The sequence below is a fragment of the Micromonospora sp. CPCC 205546 genome, assembly GCF_036902715.1.
GTDB lineage: Bacteria > Actinomycetota > Actinomycetes > Mycobacteriales > Micromonosporaceae > Micromonospora.
Window position 1 is genome coordinate 114,286 of the sequence record NZ_JBAKHL010000003.1, and the last position, 18,763, is coordinate 133,048.

The 18,763-nt window shown below is 74.3% G+C and carries 15 protein-coding genes; 7 read left to right on the top strand and 8 right to left on the bottom strand.

Annotated elements, in window-relative coordinates; all coding sequences use genetic code 11:
* Nucleotides 1–7: 7 nt before the first annotated feature.
* The 4 genes from V6U77_RS01910 to V6U77_RS01925 all read right to left on the bottom strand — a co-directional run bounded on the left by V6U77_RS01910 (nt 8) and on the right by V6U77_RS01925 (nt 1,971).
* Complete coding sequence (locus tag V6U77_RS01910; RefSeq protein WP_334604359.1) at nt 8–457, bottom strand: nucleoside deaminase; 450 nt, start codon at nt 455–457, stop codon at nt 8–10.
* 184 nt (nt 458–641) lie between these two features.
* Nucleotides 642–1,169 (bottom strand): tRNA adenosine deaminase-associated protein, encoded by a 528-nt coding sequence (locus V6U77_RS01915; protein WP_334604336.1) that lies wholly within the window; start codon nt 1,167–1,169, stop codon nt 642–644.
* A gap of 122 nt (nt 1,170–1,291) precedes the next feature.
* Nucleotides 1,292–1,459 carry a hypothetical protein gene (locus V6U77_RS01920; RefSeq protein ID WP_334604337.1) on the bottom strand — a complete coding sequence of 56 codons (168 nt, stop codon included), beginning with the start codon at nt 1,457–1,459 and terminating at the stop codon, nt 1,292–1,294.
* A 119-nt stretch (nt 1,460–1,578) separates the two neighbouring features.
* Nucleotides 1,579–1,971, bottom strand: a complete 393-nt coding sequence (locus V6U77_RS01925) for a hypothetical protein (protein ID WP_334604338.1) — start codon at nt 1,969–1,971, stop codon at nt 1,579–1,581.
* A 59-nt stretch (nt 1,972–2,030) separates the two neighbouring features.
* On the opposite strand from V6U77_RS01925, the gene V6U77_RS01930 reads away from it, so the two are divergent.
* The 3 genes from V6U77_RS01930 to V6U77_RS01940 all read left to right on the top strand — a co-directional run bounded on the left by V6U77_RS01930 (nt 2,031) and on the right by V6U77_RS01940 (nt 7,029).
* Nucleotides 2,031–2,792, top strand: coding sequence for a M23 family metallopeptidase (locus tag V6U77_RS01930; RefSeq protein ID WP_334604339.1), 762 nt, complete (start codon nt 2,031–2,033; stop codon nt 2,790–2,792).
* A 171-nt stretch (nt 2,793–2,963) separates the two neighbouring features.
* A complete protein-coding gene (locus V6U77_RS01935; RefSeq protein WP_334604340.1) occupies nt 2,964–5,888 on the top strand; it encodes a glycosyl hydrolase in 2,925 nt (974 codons plus the stop codon).
* A gap of 64 nt (nt 5,889–5,952) precedes the next feature.
* A complete protein-coding gene (locus V6U77_RS01940; protein ID WP_334604341.1) occupies nt 5,953–7,029 on the top strand; it encodes a PHP domain-containing protein in 1,077 nt (358 codons plus the stop codon).
* Between the two features lie 158 nt (nt 7,030–7,187).
* Here V6U77_RS01940 and V6U77_RS01945 read toward each other — a convergent pair whose 3' ends face one another.
* Nucleotides 7,188–8,324, bottom strand: a complete 1,137-nt coding sequence (locus V6U77_RS01945) for a DMT family transporter (protein WP_334604342.1) — start codon at nt 8,322–8,324, stop codon at nt 7,188–7,190.
* Between the two features lie 161 nt (nt 8,325–8,485).
* Here V6U77_RS01945 and V6U77_RS01950 point away from each other — a divergent pair, with 161 nt between their 5' ends.
* Complete coding sequence (locus V6U77_RS01950; protein ID WP_334604343.1) at nt 8,486–8,674, top strand: hypothetical protein; 189 nt, start codon at nt 8,486–8,488, stop codon at nt 8,672–8,674.
* A gap of 52 nt (nt 8,675–8,726) precedes the next feature.
* Nucleotides 8,727–10,397 carry a DUF885 domain-containing protein gene (locus V6U77_RS01955; RefSeq protein ID WP_334604344.1) on the top strand — a complete coding sequence of 557 codons (1,671 nt, stop codon included), beginning with the start codon at nt 8,727–8,729 and terminating at the stop codon, nt 10,395–10,397.
* Between the two features lie 194 nt (nt 10,398–10,591).
* Here the strand turns inward: V6U77_RS01955 and V6U77_RS01960 are convergent, their stop codons facing one another.
* The gene (locus V6U77_RS01960) at nt 10,592–11,707 is read right to left on the bottom strand and encodes a DUF3068 domain-containing protein (RefSeq protein WP_334604345.1); all 1,116 of its coding nucleotides are present in this window, start codon (nt 11,705–11,707) and stop codon (nt 10,592–10,594) included.
* A 110-nt stretch (nt 11,708–11,817) separates the two neighbouring features.
* On the opposite strand from V6U77_RS01960, the gene V6U77_RS01965 reads away from it, so the two are divergent.
* Nucleotides 11,818–13,017: an acyltransferase family protein gene (locus tag V6U77_RS01965; protein ID WP_334604346.1), complete on the top strand. Its 1,200-nt coding sequence runs from the start codon at nt 11,818–11,820 to the stop codon at nt 13,015–13,017.
* Here the strand turns inward: V6U77_RS01965 and V6U77_RS01970 are convergent.
* Complete coding sequence (locus V6U77_RS01970) at nt 12,909–17,204, bottom strand: alpha-(1->3)-arabinofuranosyltransferase (RefSeq protein WP_334604347.1); 4,296 nt, start codon at nt 17,202–17,204, stop codon at nt 12,909–12,911. The two genes, V6U77_RS01965 and V6U77_RS01970, sit on opposite strands and share 109 nt — an antisense overlap.
* A gap of 86 nt (nt 17,205–17,290) precedes the next feature.
* Here V6U77_RS01970 and V6U77_RS01975 point away from each other — a divergent pair, with 86 nt between their 5' ends.
* Complete coding sequence (locus V6U77_RS01975; RefSeq protein WP_334604348.1) at nt 17,291–18,502, top strand: glycosyltransferase family 4 protein; 1,212 nt, start codon at nt 17,291–17,293, stop codon at nt 18,500–18,502.
* Here the strand turns inward: V6U77_RS01975 and V6U77_RS01980 are convergent.
* A complete protein-coding gene (locus tag V6U77_RS01980; protein WP_132238409.1) occupies nt 18,487–18,681 on the bottom strand; it encodes a hypothetical protein in 195 nt (64 codons plus the stop codon). The two genes, V6U77_RS01975 and V6U77_RS01980, sit on opposite strands and share 16 nt — an antisense overlap.
* Nucleotides 18,682–18,763 lie beyond the last annotated feature (82 nt).

Genomic DNA, 18,763 nt, shown 5'->3' on the forward strand with positions numbered 1-18,763 from the left:
CGAACGGTCAGCGGAAGAACGCGCGCAGGATCGCGGCGCTCTCCGACTCCAGGACCCCGCCGTAGACCTCCGGCCGGTGGTTGAGCCGGCGGTCGCGCAGCACGTCCCACAGCGAGCCGGCCGCCCCGGTCTTGGGCTCCCAGGCGCCGAAGACCACGGTGGAGACCCGGGCCAGCACGAGCGCGCCCGCGCACATCGTGCAGGGCTCCAGGGTGACGACCAGGGTGCAGTCGTCGAGCCGCCAGCGGCCCAGCCGTCCGGCCGCCCGGCGCAGGGCCAGCACCTCGGCGTGCGCGGTCGGGTCGCCGGTCAGTTCCCGCTCGTTGCGCCCGATCGCCAGCTCGGTGCCGTCCGGCCCGAAGAGCACGGCCCCGACCGGGATGTCGTCGACGGCGTCGCCGTCCGCGCCGGCGGGGGCGTCCGGGCCGGTCACGGCGACCTCCAGGGCCCGGCGCATCCACAGCTCGTGGCGCTGCCGCCGGCCGGCGCCGTCCGGGTCGGCCAGCCCCTCGTGGGCGCCGGGCCCGGCCCGGCCCGCCGAGCCCGGGGTCGGCTGCCCGGGGCGTACGGTGCCCAGCGCCGGATCGGTGGCGTCGGCCGGCTCGGCGCCGCCCGCCCCGGCCCGCCCCGGCCCGGCCGACTCAGACCTCACGCAGCTCCTCGACGTCGTCGGTGCAGCCGAGCACCTGGCAGACCTCGGCGGTGACGTCGGCCGGCATCATGCCCTCCCGCGCGCAGAGGTTGAGCAGCTTCTGCGCGGAGATGCCCAGATCGGCCAGGAGGTCGGCCTCGCCGACCGGGTCGGCCTCGGGGTCGACGGCGGGCTGCTCGGTGTCGTCGTCGCCGCTGCCGGAGGGGCGCGGCTCCTCGGTGTCGTCCAGCCCCGTCACCGAGGTCTTCAGGTCACCGACCAGCAGGGCGCCCAGCCGGGACTCCTCCGCGTAGGCCGAGTCGGAGCCGAAGACCCGCAGGTCCTCCCCCTCGTCCAGGCGCATGATCACCAGGTACGCGTCGTCGGCCTCGACGAAGAGCAGCGACAGGTCCGCGTCCTGGTCGACGTCGCGCAGCCGGTCGGCGACGTCCTCGATGTCGGTGACGCCCCGCAGGTTCACCTCGGCGGCCGTCCAACCGCTGTCGTCACGCACGACGGCCGCAGCGAAGTACGACACGGTTCCCCCAAAATAGCCTCGGCAGGCCGACCCGTTACGCGTGCACGTTAGCCGGTCGGGTCGGCAGGCGACCGGTCAACGCCCCGAAGGGCCGGTCGATCCTGGGGAAAGTCTGCCGGCCGTCAGCCGGCGACCCGTCGGCGGGTGGCGATCAGCTCCCGCAGCCGCTCGGTGCGCACCCGTCCGGGCCGTACGCGCTGGCGCACCGCCCGGGCGCCCGCCAACTCGGCGAGGAGCTGCTGGCGACGGCGGCTGCGCTCGGGATCGAGCCGCGGAGTGATCCAGGCCATGACGCCGAGGGTGCCGAGTTCCGGCGGCCACGTCAAGACGGGATTCGCTGCGCAGCCGGCCCGCGACGCAGCGCAGCCGGGACCCGCCGGGACCCGCCGCTGCCGGCCGGGACCAGGGGTCACCAGAGCGGCCAGTCCCCACTCGACGCCCACCGCGTCGCCACGATCGCGGCGGCGATGCTCCACCCGCCGGCGGTGACGATCGCGATCCCGGTCGCCACACCCCGGTCGCCCGCGCGGACCAGCAGCAGCGCCACCAGCCAGGCCAGCCCGCCGGCCAGCAGCGTCCACCAGGCGTATCCGGCGACGCCGCGGCCGAGCAGGCCGAACAGGACCAGCCACACGGCCGCCACGGCGGCGCCGGACGCGACGCCCGCCCCGGTGACCGGGTGCGGTTCGCGGTAGGTGGGCTGCGACGGCGGGCCGGAGGGGAAGAGCCCGGAGGGGACCCGTGGCGCGGGCCGGAACCCGGCGTCCGGCTCGGGCGGGAAGGCGTACCGTCCGGTCGTCATCGACCCCTCCCTCCGCCGTGCGCCTCGTCCCACCGTACCGACTCTGTCAGGATGACCGGATGCCCTCGCCGACGATCGGACGCCGCGTGCGCCCGGCGTTCCCGGTCCTGCTGGTGCTCGTGCCGGTGCTGGCCGCCGGCTGCGCGACGACCCGGCCCGGGACGGCACCCGGCGACCCGCGCCCGAGCCTGCCGGCGACGGCCGGGCAGCCGGCGTCCCCGGCCGCGACCCCGACCGGCGCCGGCATCCCGACCGCCGTCGCCCCGAGCGGCCCGTCGACCGCGCCGACCCGCGCCGGGCTGCCGCACGTCTTCCCGGTACGCGCGGCGGACGTCGCCTACCACCCGACCCACTCGGCCTACCCGGGGACGGACATCTTCGCCGACTGCGGCGAGCCGGTCGTGGCGGTGACCGACGGCGTGCTGCTGGAGGTCAGCCGGGTCGACCGGTTCGACAGGCGCGGGCCCCGGGGGCCGCACAACGGCGGGCTGTCGGTGTCGCTGCTCGGCGACGACGGGGTGCGCTACTACGGCTCGCACCTGCGCCGCGTCGCCGATGGGATCGACGCCGGGGTGCGGGTGCGCGCCGGGCAGCGACTCGGCGAGGTGGGCCGGACCGGCAACGCGAACAACGTCTGTCACCTGCACTTCGGCATCTCCCCGCCGTGCACCGGGCGGGACGGCTGGTGGATCCGCCGGGGCGTGGTCTGGCCGGCGCCCTACCTGAACTCGTGGCGGCGCAAGGGCAACAAGGAACCGGCCGCCGAGGTGGCCGCCTGGCACCGCCGGCACGGCTGCCCGAAGGCGCCGCCGACCGGCTGACGCCCGCTCCGGTTTGTCGTCATCAGCGCTTCATCGGCGGGAAACATTGACGGAAGTCTCGATGCTGGGCTAGCGTCCGGTCCCAAGAGAGCGCTCTCTGAGGCAACTTTCCGCACAATTCGCACGCAGAACGCGCCCGTCCCCGACCGGCGCTCCCCGACCGGAGGCACTGTGACACCTCCCGCGACACGCCGCACCTGGGTCGTGGCGGCCACCTCCGCCCTGGCCCTCGCCCTCGGCGGCCTCGCCGTCGTCACCACCACCCCCGCCCAGGCCGCCACCGTCGGCGCCGGCAGCTACACCACCGACCGCGTGGGCCCCCTGCCCACCGGCTGCGGAGACATGACCACCAACCCCCGGCAGTTCGCCACCGCCGACGCGCCCGCCGGGCCGATCCCCACCAACGACTGGTGGTCCTCGCTGCTGTGGAAGCGGACCAACTGCTCCTACAGCGAGCCGCTGCACGCCCACCCGGTCTCCTACCAGCCCTTCGGCGACGGCCTCGGCCTGTCGGCGACCTCCACGCCGACGATCAGCGGCACCGCCACCGGCGTCGGCGAGTTCAAGTACACCTACGCCGAGGACATCCGGGTCGGCATCGCCGCGCTCGGCGCCCCGGTCGTCAAGGTCGACGGCTGGACCGACTGGACGGTCACCCCGTACTGGAACGACGGCGCCCGGACCATGCGCGCCACCATCGGCCACGGCCTGCCGTTCGCGTACTTCCGCACCAGCGGCGGCGACGCGCTGATCAACGCCACCGGCGGCAGCGCCACGGTCTGGTCGAACAGCGGCGCCACGATCGGCTTCACCGTCCGGGGGCACGACTACGTCGCGTACGCGCCCACCGGCGCCACCTGGTCCGTCAACGGCGGCCGGATCACCTCCAACCTCGCCGGGAAGGGCTACTTCTCGGTCGCCCTGCTGCCCACCACGCCGGGCACCGACGCCGCGTCCCGCGCCGAACTGGCCACCACCTACGGCCGGTACGCCCACGCCCACGTCACCGGCACCCGGGTCTCGTACGCGTACGACCAGGCGACCAGCACCGTCAACACCACGTACGCGTTCACCACGACCGCCCGGGAGGGCACGGCGAACCGGACGGTCGTCAGCCTCTACCCGCACCAGTGGCGGTCGCTGACCGGCTCCACCCCGCTGGCGCTCACCTACCCGTCGGCGCGCGGCCGGATGAAGGTGCTCGCCGGCGTCGACTCGTTCCGCACCTCGATGAAGTTCCACGGGGTGCTGCCGGAGGTCCCCGCCGTCGCGACCGGCGCCGGCGCGGACCTGACCACGCTGCGCAACCACCTGGCCGCGGTCCGGGGCAACCCGATGGACCAGCGCGGCAACGACACCTACTGGACGGGCAAGGGCCTGGGCCGGGCCGCCCGGATCGCCGAGATCGCCGACCAGGTCGGCGACGCCGAGACCCGGACCTCCGCGCTCAACGCCATCCGGAGCACGCTCAACGACTGGCTCACCGCCACCCCCGGGGAGACCGAGGGCGTCTTCCACTACGACCGCAACTGGGGAACCCTGATCGGCTACCCGGCCTCCTACGGCTCCGACCAGGAGCTCAACGACCACCACTTCCACTACGGCTACTACATCGCCGCCGCCGCCACCCTGGCCAAGTTCGACCCCACCTGGGCCCGGCAGGACCAGTACGGCGGCATGATCGACCTGCTGATCCGGGACGCGAACAACTACGACCGCGCCGACAACCGCTTCCCGTACCTGCGCGACTTCGACATCTACGCCGGGCACGACTGGGCCGCCGGGCACGGCTCGTTCCACGCCGGCAACAACCAGGAGTCCTCGTCCGAGGGGATGAACTTCGCCAACGCCCTCATCCAGTGGGGGCAGGCCACCGGCAGCACCGCCGTACGCGACGCCGGCATCTTCATCTACACCACGCAGGCCGCGGCGATCCACGAGTACTGGTTCGACGTGACGAACGAGAACTACCCGGCGGCGTTCGGGCACTCCACGGTCGGCATGGTCTGGGGCGACGGCGGCGCGTACGCCACCTGGTTCAGCGCCGACCCGGAGATGATCCAGGGCATCAACATGCTGCCGGTGACCGGCGGGCACCTCTACCTCGGCTACCACCCCGCCTCCAACCGCACTAACTACCAGGAACTGGTGCGCAACAACGGCGGGGAACCGACGGTGTGGCAGGACATCCTCTGGCAGTTCCTGGCGCTCGGCGACCCGGACGCGGCGCTGGCGAAGCTGCGTGCGAACCCCGGGTACACCCCGGAGGAGGGCGAGAGCCGGGCGCACACCTTCCACTGGATCCGCAACCTCGCCGCCCTGGGCACGGTGCACACCGGAATCACCGCCAACCACCCGCTGGCGTCGGTGTTCCAGCGCAACGGCGTCCGCACCTACGTGGCGAGCAACATCACCGCCGCGCCGCTGACGGTCACGTTCTCCGACGGCACCCGGCTCGCCGTGCCCGCCGGGAAGACGGCGACCAGTGGGGCGTACACCTGGAGTGGCGGCACCGCGACCGGTGGGGTCACCGGCACGCCGCCGCCCACGACCACCCCGCCGACGACCGCCCCGCCCACCACGGCACCGCCGACGACCCCGCCGCCCACCACCCCGCCGCCGTCGGCGGACTTCCCCACCCGGTACCTGCTGCCCGGTGGCGGGCTGGGCGCGGTTGGCGGGCCGGCGACCGCCACGGTGGCCGGCGCCGGCGGCGCGAACCGCGACGGCACGCCGACCAACCCGCAGGTCTTCACCGCGACGGGCCTGGACCTGGCGTACGCCGGCGGGCAGACCACGTTCGACCTGTTCCTCGACGCCGGCAACGCGGTCGGCAACGGGGTGCAGGTGCGGGTCTCCTACGACCTGACGGGCAACGGCAGCTGGGACCGGGTGGAGACGTACCGCTACTTCGCCACCGACCCGGTCCCCGGGTACGAGCGCTACACCCAGCAGAGCGGCCTGCACTCCGCCACCGGCGCCCTCGGCAACCTGTCGAACGGCACCGTGAAGGTGGAGGTCTGGTCGGCGATCGGCAACAACCCGACCACCCTCGGCATCGGCGACCGGTCGCTGGTGAAGCTGCCGCACTCCTGATCCGGTGAGTCTCCGCGCCGTCGGTCGTCTGACGACCGGCGGCGCGGAGGCGTATTTTCCATGCATGAGCGCCCGGGACCCCATCGCCGACCTGCGCCGCATCGCCTTCCTCCTGGAACGGGCGAACGAGGCGACCTACCGGGTCCGGGCGTTCCGCTCGGCGGCCACGGCCCTCGCCGCGCTGCCGGGACGGGAACTGGCCGAGCGCGCCCGCACCGGCAAGCTCACCGAGCTGCCCGGGGTCGGCGACGTCACCGCCCGCTGCGTGGCCGAGTCGCTCGCCGGCGAGGAGCCGGTCTACCTGCGCCGGCTGCTCGCCACGGAGGGCACCGACCTGGACGAGGCGGCCACCGCGTTGCGCACGGCGCTGCGGGGCGACTGCCACACCCACTCGGACTGGTCCGACGGCGGCTCACCCATCGAGGAGATGGCGCTCGCGGCGGTCGAGCTGGGCCACGAGTACCTGGTGCTGACCGACCACTCGCCCCGGCTGAAGGTGGCCCGGGGCCTGACCGCCGACCGGCTGCGCCGGCAGCTCGACCACGTGGCGAAGGTCAACGAGGCGCTGCCGGAGGGCTTCCGGATCCTGACCGGCATCGAGGTCGACATCCTCGCCGACGGGTCGCTCGACCAGGAGGAGGAGCTGCTGGCCCGCCTCGACGTGGTGGTCGGCTCGGTGCACAGCGGCCTGAACGACGAGCGGGCGAAGATGACGCGGCGGATGCTGACCGCCATCGCGAACCCGCACCTGGACATCCTCGGCCACTGCACCGGGCGGATGGTGGCGTCCCGGCCCGCCGGGGTGAAGGGGCCGGGCGACCGGGCGCACCGGCCGCGTACCCGGGCGGAGAGCGACTTCGACGCCGACGCCGTCTTCGCCGCCTGCGCCGAGCACGGGGTGGCCGTCGAGATCAACTCGCGGCCGGAGCGGCAGGACCCGCCGAAGCGGCTGATCCGCCGGGCGCTGGAGGCGGGCTGCCGGTTCGCCGTCAACACCGACGCGCACGCCCCCGGGCAGCTCGACTGGCAGCGCTTCGGCTGTGAGCGCGCCGCCCTGTGCGGGGTGCCCGCCGACCGGGTGGTGAACACGTGGGACGCCGACCGGCTGGTCGACTGGACCCGCGGGCACGCCGCCGGCTGACCCCTGGCTGCCGTACTGCCGGACGGCGCCCTGGCCGGCGGCCCGGGCGATGGGCGGCGGCCCGGGCGATGGCGCCACGGCCGCTGTCGAGCTGCCCCGTCCATGGAACCGCGACGGCACGGGGCCCGACGGTCCTTCCTGGTGGTGGCCGGGACCGCTCAGCAGCGGGCAGCCTGCGCGGCAGGCGCCGACGGGTCGGCCGCCCCGGAGGAAACGGGCTGCACGGTGGCGGCCGGCACGGCATCGGCCGGCACGGTCGCGGCATCGGCCGACGCGGTGGCGGCCGGCACGATGGCGGCCGATACGGTGGCGGCGGCGTCGGGCACGGACGGCTCGGGGGCACGGGCCGTGGACGGCTCGGCGATGCCGGCGGGCGCGGGCCGGCGGCCGATCAGGCCCTGCGAGACGGCGACGCCGAGCAGCACGACGAGCGCGCCCACCGGCTGGTGCCAGGCGAGCTGCTCGTCGAGGGCCAGGGCGCCGATGAGCACCGCGAACACCGGGATCAGGTAGGTGACGGTGGAGGCGGTGCTCGCCCCGGCGACCCGGATGTTGCGCAGGTTGATGACGAAGGCGAGGCCGGTGCCGAGCGCGCCGAGCGCGAGCACGCTGGCGAGCACCTCGGCCGAGAGGTTGGTCGGGACCGGCGGGGCCCCCGCCACCAGCGGCGCGACGACCGCGAGCTGGGCGGCCGCGACCAGCAGCTGCGCCGCCGAGAGCGAGAGGCCGGAGTGCGCGCTGCCCGCGACGAACTTCTTCTGGTACGGGATCGCGAGGCCGTAGCAGGCGGCCGCGCCCAGGCACATGAGCTGCCCGGTGAAGTGGGCACCGCCCACCCCCTGCCAGACCCCGAGCACCACCAGCACCCCGGCGAAGCCCAGCGCCATCCCGACCGCCCGGCGCGCGGTGAGCCGCTCGGTGCGGAACACCAGCACGGCCAGCGGCAGCACGATGAGCGGGGTGGTGGCGTTCCAGATGCCCGCCAGCATCGACTCGACGCGCTGCTCGCCGTAGCCGAAGAGGGTGAACGGCACGGCCACGCCGAACGCGGCGACCACGGTCAGGTGCGCCCAGACCCGGGGCTCGGCGGGCAGCCGGTCGCGGAGCACGGCGAGCACCACCAACAGGGTCGCCGCGCCGGCGCCGACCCGGTAGAGGGTGAGGTGCAGCGGATGCAGCTCGCCGATGCCGATCTTGATGAACAGGAAGCTGGAGCCCCAGATCGCGGCCAGTGCGAGGAACCCGGGCAGCCAGCTCCGCAGCGCCGTCCGGTCAGGAGTGGAATCCACTGTCACCCCTGACACTCTGCCGCAGCCGTACGACGAAGTCCCGCGACTTTCTCCACGCCGTGTCGACCACCACAGAAACCGCCTACGCGGTGGCGCGTCGGCCACCCCGGGGAGGTGCACGCCGTGGCGACGCCGATGCGTTCCGACCCCCTCGTCGCCTCGACGGCATGTGGACGACCCAGTTCGCGCACCGACACCTCCCGTCGCCGGAGCTGCCCGATGCGCGCTACGCGTGCGTCGACGGGAGGTTGGTCATGACGCCCGCCGAGGTCGGCACGAACAGCTACGGCGGTCGGCGGCTTTCGGCCGACCCGCCGTTCCCGATCGACCTCGCCCCCGCCGACCTGCTGCCCTGAACACGCAGAACGCGTTCGACAACCCGGCGGTGTCCTCACGTAGGGTCGCAGCGTGGGACGAATCGATGACCTCGCGAACCGCTACGTGGCCGAGTGGGCGCCGCTGAGCCCGATCGGCGCCACCTACGTCGGCATCGCCGGCTACGACGACCAGCTCGACGACCTGTCGCCCGACGGCTACGCGGCCCGGGCGGAGCTGATCCGGCGGACGCTGGCCGACCTGGACGTGACCGAGCCGGAGTCGGAGGCGGAGCGGACCGCCAAGGAGGCCATGCAGGAGCGACTCGGCCTCGACCTCGCCCGCTACGACGCCGGCGAGTCGAGCAGCGAGGTCAACGTCATCTCCAGCGGCCTGCACGAGGTCCGCATGGTCTTCGACCTGATGCCGACCGAGGGCGACGACGCCAAGGCCGACGTGGCGGCCCGGCTCAACCGCTTCGCGGGCACCCTGGAGGGCTACAAGGCGACGCTGCGCGAGGCGGCCGCCGCCGGGCACGTCAGCGCCCGGGTGCAGCTCGTCGAGGTCGCCAAGCAGTGCGACGTCTGGGTCGACCCGGACGGCGACAACTTCTTCCACGGGCTGGTCGAGCGGCTGGGCGCCGACGGCACCCTCGGCGCCGAGCTGCGCCGGGGTGCGGCGGCGGCGACCGCGGCGACGGCCGAGTTCGGCCAGTTCCTCCGCACCGAGCTGGCCCCGCTGGGCCGGGAGAAGCAGGCCGCGGGCCGCGAGCGCTACGAGCTGGCGTCGCAGTACTTCCTCGGTGCCCGGATCGACCTCGACGAGACGTACGCCTGGGGGTTCGAGGAACTGGCCCGGCTGGAGGCCGACATGCGGACGGTGGCCGGGCGGATCGTCGGTCCCGGCGCCACCATCGACGAGGCCGTCGAGGCGCTGGACGCCGACCCGGCCCGGACGATCCGCGGCAAGGAGGAGTTCCGGGACTGGATGCAGGCCCTCGCCGACAAGGCCGTCGACGACCTGCACGGCACCCACTTCGACATCCCGGAGCAGGTACGCCGCATCGAGTGCTGCCTCGCCCCGACCAGCGACGGCGCGATCTACTACACCGGTCCGAGCGAGGACTTCTCCCGGCCGGGGCGGATGTGGTGGGCGGTGCCGCAGGGCATCACCGAATTCTCCACCTGGCGCGAGGTGACCACCGTCTTCCACGAGGGCGTGCCGGGCCACCACCTCCAGGTCGCCCAGACCGTCGTCCGGGCCGAGCTGCTCAACCGGTGGCAGCGGCTGCTCTGCTGGGTCTCCGGGCACGGCGAGGGCTGGGCGCTCTACGCGGAGCGCCTGATGGACGAGCTGGGTCACCTGGAGGACCCGGGCGACAAGCTCGGCATGCTCGACGGCCAGGCGCTCCGGGCCGCCCGGGTCATCGTCGACATCGGCATGCACCTGGAGCTGGAGATCCCGAAGGACAACCCGTTCGGCTTCCACCCCGGCGAGCGCTGGACGCCGGAGCTGGGCTGGGAGTTCATGCGGGCGCACTGCCGGGTGCCGGACGAGAACCTGCGCTTCGAGCTGAACCGCTACCTCGGCTGGCCGGGGCAGGCCCCCTCCTACAAGGTGGGCGAGCGGATCTGGCTCCAGGCCCGTGACGAGGCGAAGGCCCGCAAGGGCGCCGACTTCGACCTCAAGGAGTTCCACCGCCAGGCCCTCGACCTCGGCGCGCTGGGGCTCGACCCGTTGCGCAAGGCGCTCGCCCGCCTCTGAGGGACGGCCGGGTCAGGGCCGCGGGCCAGTGCGCCCTCGTGCGGGGCCGGGGAACGTCCGGCCCCGCCGTGGGTGGCGGTCGAGCGCGGCCGGGAAGGCCGTCACCGTCGCCCGCTCACGCGTACGACGGTGACGGCCTGTCACCCGGTTCCCGGTGACCGACGCCCGGACATCGGACGCCGCCCGACGGTCCGCTACCGGCTGCCGGCCTCGCCGTCGCGGGCGGGCGACCCGGAGGTGACCTGCTCGGACGACTGCCGTGGCGCGGGCGCCGTATCGGCATCGACGGCGGCGCGGTGCCGCGCGGCGGCCGTGGCCCGGCGGCCGGCCAGCACCAGCCAGAGCCCGACGATCAGCGCCAGCGCGCCGACGACGGTCAGCACGAGCGGGATGGTCCGCCCGATGAGCAGCAGCTTGTCCCGGTTCTTCCCGGCCGACTCGACGCTGTTCGCGATGGTCTGGTCGGTGTAGACGAAGTCGGCGTCCAGCAGCGCGACGGGCGTGCCCTGGTCCGGCACCAGCGTCTTCTTCTGCTGCTCCCGCACCTTGACGAAGTTGCCGCTGACCGGCTCGACCCAGATGGTGCGGGTGTTGCTGTACATCACCTTGCCGCTGGTCGCGCCCGGCGCGAGCGGCCCGAGCAGGGCACCGATGCGCTCGGCCGCCATGCCCAGGTCGGTCTCTTCGATGACCTGCTGGAACCGGTACGCCTCGGTGCCGTTGATCTTCTCGGTGCCGTCGAACCGGATCGGCAGCGCCTTGCGCACGTCACGGTCGAAGTACTCGTAGTCCTTGCGTTCCGTGTGGAACGGGAACTTGTACGTCTGCCCGCCGAAGGTGACCTCGCTCGGCCCCTGCGGGCCGTCGGTCTGGAGGAACTGCTTGTCCCAGCCGACCGCCGCGGCGGTACGCCGGTCCAGGGCCAGCTCTGCGGAGTACTGGCTGATCACCTCGCCGCTCTGGACCCACTTGACCGTGCCGTACGCGCCCCAGACGACCGTCTTGCCCTCCAGGTCACCGGTCATCTCCGCCTCGGTGGTGCCGGCCTGCGGAGCCACCTCGGTGGTGGCCTCCAGCGTGCCGGTCTGCACCGTCGGCGGGATACCCGCCTTGAGCTGCAGGAACTTGGCGTTCTCCGCCACCGCGACGCTCGACTTCAGGCAGCCCTCCGGCTTGTTCTCCGCGTTGCAGAGCTTCAGGTCGTACGGCAGTTTCGTCACCGTCGGTGCCACGAAGAACGCAGCCCCCGCGGCGAGCACGAGGCACAAGACGCCTATCCCGAACAGCACGGCGCCCAGACGAGCCTTCACTGATCCTCCTAACAAAGACAGTCAGCCGGTGTCCGGCGAGCGGTCCTGTCCCTAAACTTGGCCGCAGGTTACTCCCGGGTTACATATTCACGCGACCCTCTGGACGGTTGATGTCTGCCCCAACTCCGGATCACGACCTCCGCCGACTGCCCGCCCTGGACGCCGTACGGGTGATCGGCGCGCTGGCCGTCGTCGGGCACCACGTCGGATTCGCCACCGGTGCGAACACCGGGGACTCGGGGCTGGGCAGCTGGCTGTCCCGCCTCGACGTGGGCGTCGCCGTCTTCTTCGTGCTCTCCGGTTTCCTGCTCTTCCGCCCGTACGCCCACTCGTCGGCCACCGGTCAGCGGTCCCCCTCGGCCGGGCGCTACCTGTGGCGCCGCGCGACCCGCATCCTGCCCGCCTACTGGCTGACCGTGGTGGTCTGCCTGCTGGTGCTGCCGCAGAACCAGCCGGCGTCCGCCGGCGACTGGTGGCGGCACCTGACCCTGGCCCAGATCTACGAGCCCCGGCAGTTGCGCCACGGTCTGAGCCAGACCTGGAGCCTGGCCACCGAGGCGACCTTCTACCTGCTGCTGCCGTTGCTGGCCGCGCTGCTGCTGCGGCGCCGTTGGCGTCCCGGCCGGTCCACCGTCGTCATCGTCGCGGCGGGGCTGGCGATCACCGCCGGCTGGGTGGCCCTGATGGGGTTCGGCCTGCTCGACCTCGGTCTGCACACCATGTGGCTGCCCTCGTACGCCGGCTGGTTCGGCGCGGGCATGGCGCTGGCGACCGTCCACGTGTCGCTGCGCACCGGCACCGGTGGGCGCTGGCGGTGGCTGGACGACCTCGGCGCCGCGCCGCTGGCCTGCTGGTCGGTCGCGCTGGCCGCCCTGGCCGTCGCCACCACGCCGATCGTGGGGCCCCGCGACCTGGCCGAGCCCACCGCCGCCCAGTTCGGGCTGAAGATGACGCTGTACGCCCTGGTGGCGGTCATGGTGGTGCTGCCGGTGGCGTTCGGGCCGGCCACCCGCACCAAGGCCGTCCTCGGCGGCGCCGTCGGCCGGTGGCTCGGCCGGGTGTCCTACGGGCTGTTCCTCTGGCACCCGTTCGTGCTGGAGGGGGTGTACATCGTCGGCGACCGGCCGAACTTCAGCGGCGACACGGGCGAGATCTTCCTGCTCACCGTCGCCGGTGGGCTCGTCCTCGCCGCGATCAGCTACTACGCCGTCGAACGCCCCTTCCAACGCTGGAACGGCCCCCGGCCGCGCCGACGCCCGAGCACGAGGGAGAACCAGAGCACCGTCACGGCGGCGACCGCCGCCAACTGAGGCGCCGCGTCGGTGTGCCCGCCACGGGTCACCGCGTACCAGCCGGCCAGCGCGAAGCAGGCCACCGGCAGCCAGCGCCCGGCCGACCGGTACACCCGGCGCAGCCCGCGCCGCTCCGGCGGCTGCAGGTGCGGCGCCAGTGCGTGGCCGGCCACCACGCCGGCCGCCGCCAGCAGCGCCACCGCGACCGCGGCCAGGCCGCCGACCAGCAGCAGCGCCACCCCGCCGAACACCAGGGCGAGCAGCCGGTGGCGGCGGCGACGCGCCGGCACCGGCGCCGGGACGGCCCGGCCCGGCAGCAGCGCGGCCACCGCGACCCCGACCAGCAGGACCGCACCGGCGCCCAGCGCCAGGGCGTACCCGTCGTCGGGGGCGAAGCGCAGCCGCACCTCGCCGGAGAAGCCGGCGGGCACCAGCCAGCCCTGCTGCCAGCCGTCCACCACGAACGGGGCGAGACGCTCGCCGCCCGCGGTGGCCTCCCACCCGGCGTTCGCGTTCTCCCGCAGGGCCAGCACCCGCTGTCTCGGGTACCCGTCCAGGTGCAGTGAGCGGCGGGTGGCCGACCAGCCGTCCACCCGGACGGGGGTCTGCACGGCGTCCGTCACCCCCGCCGAGCCGGCGACGCCCGCCGAACCGCCGTCGTCGCGCCCCGGGACCACGGCGTCCGGGGTGAGGACGAGCTGGGTCGGCGTCGCCAGGGCGCTCGCCGCCGCCACCACCCGCACCTCCCCGCCGGCCAGCGGCAGCGGATCCTTCGCGCCGGCGCCGCACAGGACCGCGTCCACCTCGCGCAGCTCCACCAGCTCCCGCCGGCTGGCCACCAGCGCCGTGCGGCGCCGCACGGCGCCGACCTCGACGGTGGGGCCGGTGCCGCAGGCGAGCGTGACGCGTGCCTCCGGGTCGTTGCGGAGCACCGGTCCGTCCGGCAGCACGGTCAGCTCGCCCACGCCGACCGGCAGGCTCTGGGACAGCCGACGGTACGGGTCTAAGGTGTTCGCCGGCACCACGTCGGAGATCAGCACGGTGATCTCGTCGGTCTTCAACGGCCGGTCGAAGATCAGGCTGCCGCCCTCGTCGAAGACGCCGCCACGCATGCCGCCGTCCCCGATCACGGTGGCCTGCCAGGGGCGGGCCGCCGCCGCGGTGGGCGGCAGGGTCACCTTCAGCCCGGCGATCTGCTGGGTCTTCGGCCAGGTCAGGCGCAGCCACGGCTGCCGGTCGGAGCCGGCGGCGTACCAGGTCGTCGCCGGGTCGCCGTCGACGACCGCGCCCGGCCGGGCGGCGGGGTGGGAGACGCCGACACTGGAGGCGGCGACCACCGGGCTGACCCCGCGCGCCACGGCCGCCGCCCCGCCGCCGTCGAGCAGCGCGTTCAGCGCGCCGCCCGCACGTGGGCGCACCCGCAGCGCGACGTCGTAGCCGGCGGCGACCGGCAGGCTCAGCGTCCGGTCGATCCGGTCGCCGTCCTCGGACTCCCGGACCAGCCCGCCGTCGCAGATCGGCCGCCCCTCGTCGAAAACGCAGGGCGCGGCGCCGGCGGCGGCCGTGAGCACCACGGAGGCCGGGGCGGCGGTCACCGGGGGCGCCGGCACGGCCAGGGTGCGCTCGGCCCGTACGCCCGGGATGGTGACCTCGGCGATGCCGACGCCGCCGAAGCCGGCCCGGATGTCGAAGACCTCGTCGATGGAGATCCGCACCCGCCGGGTCGGGTAGCCGGCGGGCACGGTCACCTGCACGCTCTGGCCCGGGTTCTCCACCACCGCCTGCTGGTTGCCCGCGCTGACGGTGATCCGTGTGGGCAGGGAGTCGGCGCCGGTGTCGAAGACGATGCCCACCTCGCGGACCACCCGCGGCTCGGTCAGCTCCACCTGGAGCCACTGCTGGGTGGTGACCGTTCCGGGCGCCGAGCGCCAGGCGGTGGCGAGTTTGCCGTCGAGCGCCGCGTACGGCTGGTGCGCCGGCCGGCCGCCGACCAGCGGCTGGGCGTCCGACCAGGAGCTCGACGCGGTGACCGACCCGATGCCCAGGTAGCGCGCGGTGGTGGCCTGCTCCTCGCCCCACGACGGCAGGTAGTCCCGGGCGGGCGCACGCAGCCGCGCCTCGTCGGCGGACGTCATGGTCGCCGAGGCGTTGTCGTGCGGCTGCCCGAAGGCGACCTCGCGTCGGCGCATCCCGTCGGTGAGCACCACCGGGCCGTCGGCCAGCCCCGCCGGCCGGTCCCCGGCGAGCACCGTCGGGGCGTCGGAGAGCCGGCCGGCCGCCGCGATCTGGAGCAGCGACTCCGGCCCGCCCACCACGGTGGTCAGGCCCTTCGCGTCGTACGCGACGACGGGGCTGACCGGCTGCGCGACCTCGTACACCTCCAGGGCCCGGACCTTCACGTCGAGCCCGTGGTCGACGAAGTTGCCGGGCAGTTGGCCGCCGCCGACCTCCGGCCCGAAGGCCCGCACCGGGCGGATGCCGGGCGAGCGTTGCAGCGCCTGCCGGACCACCACCGGCTGGGTGGCCCCCGAGCGCCCGTAGTCGAGGTCGGAGCGGAGCAGCAGATACCGCACGCCGGATCGGGCGAGCAGGTCGGCCAGCCCGGCGGAGCCCTCGCCGTTGGCCAGCGCCGACTCGACGGCGTCGAGCAGCCGGATCGTGCCCGGCGGGGTGAGCGGCACCGAGCTGCGTACCGCCCAGGGGCTCTCCAGCAGGGGCTGGGTGACCTCGTCGCTCGGGCTGCCCCACAGGTAGCGGGGGAAGCGGGCGGCGGGCACCACCAGCACCCGGTCGTCGCCGAGGTTGCGGTCCAGCCAGGAGGTCGCCTGATGCCAGTAGCCGGGCACCTCCCGGAAGCTGCCCTGGGCGGGCAGCCCCGCGGCCAGCGCCGGCGCGGCCACCCCGGCGACCGCGACGAGGGCGGTGCCGGTGACCAGCGTGGCGCGCAGCCGCACCGGCTGGAGCAGGCGGGGCAGGCCCGGGTTCACATCGGGCCGGTCGCCCGCGCGGGCCGCCCGGGCCACCAGCCCGAGCAGGTGGGCGAGCCCGAGGATGAGCGGCAGCCGCAGCACCACGTCGAACTTGTGCACGTTGCGCAGCGGCGCGCCGGCCGCGTCGAGGAAGTCCCGCTGCGTCTGGGCGCCGAACCCGTCGACCGCGCCCACGTGCCCCAGCCCGACCAGGGCCAGCCCGACCAGCAGGCCGGTGATCAGGAAGCGCCGGTGCGGCATCCCGCGCCGGGCCAGACCGGCGAGGCCGAGGCCCGCGACCACCAGGGTGGCAACCACCAGCGGCTGCTCGGTGGCCAGCCGCCAGCCGGCCGACCAGGGCGGCCCGTACGCGCCGTTGAGGTACGCGTGCCAGTGCGAGGCGCCGCGCAGCACGGTGGTCATGTCGGTGGGGGCCGTGGTGACCGGCGCCGTCTCGATGTAGTCGAGGAACGGCGGGCTGTACCGGCCCAGCAGCAGCAGGGGCACCAGCCACCAGGCGGTGGCGGCGCCCACCGCCAGCCCCCAGGCGACCAGCGCCCGGATCCGCAGCCGCCACGGGTGCAGGCCGACCAGCCAGAGGCCGGCCAGCGGCACGACGGCCAGCACCGCCGTCGCGTTGACGCCGCCGGCGCACGCCACCACCAGCGCGGACAGGGTGACCGCGCGGCGTACGGAGCCGCCCCGGGCCAGCCCCACGAGGGGCACCAGCACCCAGGGCGCGAGGGCGCTCGGCCACGCCTCCACCGAGATCGGGCCCAGCTCGGTGACCAGCCGGGGGGAGAGCGCGAAGGCCACCCCGGCGAGCAGGCGGGCGCCAGGCGTGCCGATGTGCAGCCGCTCGGCCAGTCGGACCACGCCGGTGCAGGCCACCGTCATGAGCAGCGCCCACCAGAGCCGCTGCACCACCCAGGCCGGGATGTCGAGCACCTCGCCGAGCAGGAAGAACGGGCCCATCGGCCAGAGGTAGCCGTACGCCTGATTCTGCAGCTGGCCGAAGGTGCCGTCGGGGTCCCAGACGTGCAGGGCGCGGCTCAGCCATCCGGCTGGATCGACCGCCAGGTCCACCTTCGTGTCGATGACGATCAGGCCCGGGTCCTGGAGGAACGCCAGGGCCGACAAACCGAGACAGACCGCGACCAAGCGCAGACGCCACACCCTTCTCGATGTGACGTCCGGTCGGTCGGTCAGCTCCGGGCGGGCCGGCGCCTGCTGCATTTCGCCTCCGATCGGGGCATTGCGGGGGGCGTGACGAAGCCCATAGTGTGACGCGACGCGAAGACTACTCGGCAGTAGGAGTAAGTGTGGAAGCACCGCCTGCCGCCACCCGGCACGTACTTTTCCTCAACTGGCGCGACACCCGGAACCCCGAGGGCGGCGGTTCGGAGGTGTACGTCGAGCGGATCGCCGGTGAACTCGTACGCCGGGGCCACCGCGCCACCCTGCTCTGCGCCACCCACTCCGCCGGCCCCGCCGAGGAGGTCACCGCCGCCGGCGTACGCGTGCTGCGGCGCGGCGGCCGGCACACCGTCTACCTGCGCGCCGCGCTCGTCTACCTGGCCGGCGCGTTGGGCCTCGGGCCGCTGACCCGACGGCGGGGCGGTCGCCCCGACGTGATCGTGGACGTCGGCAACGGCCTGCCCTTCCTGTCCGCCCTGTACGCCCGCCGGCCGGTGATCGCGCTGGTGCACCACGTGCACCGTGAGCAGTGGCCGGTGGTGCTGGGCCGCTGGCTGGCCGGCTTCGGCTGGTGGGTCGAGTCCTGGCTCGCCCCGCGCGTCTACCGCCACTGCCAGTACGTGACCGTCTCCACGGCGACCCGGCAGGAGCTGGCCACCCTCGGCATCGACCCGTCCCGGGTCGCCATCGTGCACAACGGCACGCCCGACATGACGGTCGGTCCGGTGCCGCGCACCCCGCACCCGTCCCTGGCGGTGCTCGGTCGGCTGGTGCCGCACAAGCAGGTCGAGCTGGCCCTGCACGCGGTCGCCCGGCTCGCCGGCGAGCTGCCCGGGCTCACCCTCGTGGTCGCCGGCCAGGGCTGGTGGGAGCCGCAGCTGCGCCAGCTCGCCGAGGAGCTGGGCGTCACCGACCGGATCCGGTTCACCGGCTTCGTCAGCGACGCCGAGAAGCGGGAGCTGCTGGCCAGCGCGTGGGTCGCGCTCACCCCGTCACTCAAGGAGGGCTGGGGGCTGACCATCGTGGAGGCCGGGGCCGTCGGCACGCCGACGGTCGCGTTCCGCGGCGCCGGCGGGGTCGAGGAGGCACTCGTCGACGGCGAGACCGGCCTGCTCGCCGACGACGTCGACGACTTCGTCGCCAAGGTGCGGCTGCTGCTGACCGACGACGCCCGGCGTACCGCGATGGGCGCCGCGGCGCGGGCGCACGCGGCCCGCTTCACCTGGCCGGTCTCGGGCGAAAAATTCGCGGCCCTCGTGACGAGGGCCGCGAACGTTCGGGCTGTGGTGCCGACGGAGCAGATGGAGCCGGTGGAGCCGTCCTACCTCGTGCCGTAGACCAGCGGCTTGTTGGCGCCGCCGCCACCGCCGTCCGAACTGGTCCGCGCGGCCTGCTCGGCCTTTGCGGCCTCGGACGACGAGGTGCCGGTGAGAGTGGTGGCCAGCGCCACCGACCCGAAGACGCCGAGAGCGACCGCGATCACTCCGGCGAGAACCAACGAGAGAGCACTGCGCATGGTGCTGACTTCCTCCTCGTGAGCTGCGTGCGCGGGACGTTACCACCAAGTAGCGTCAGTGGGGAGGGCCGCGAGGACGATC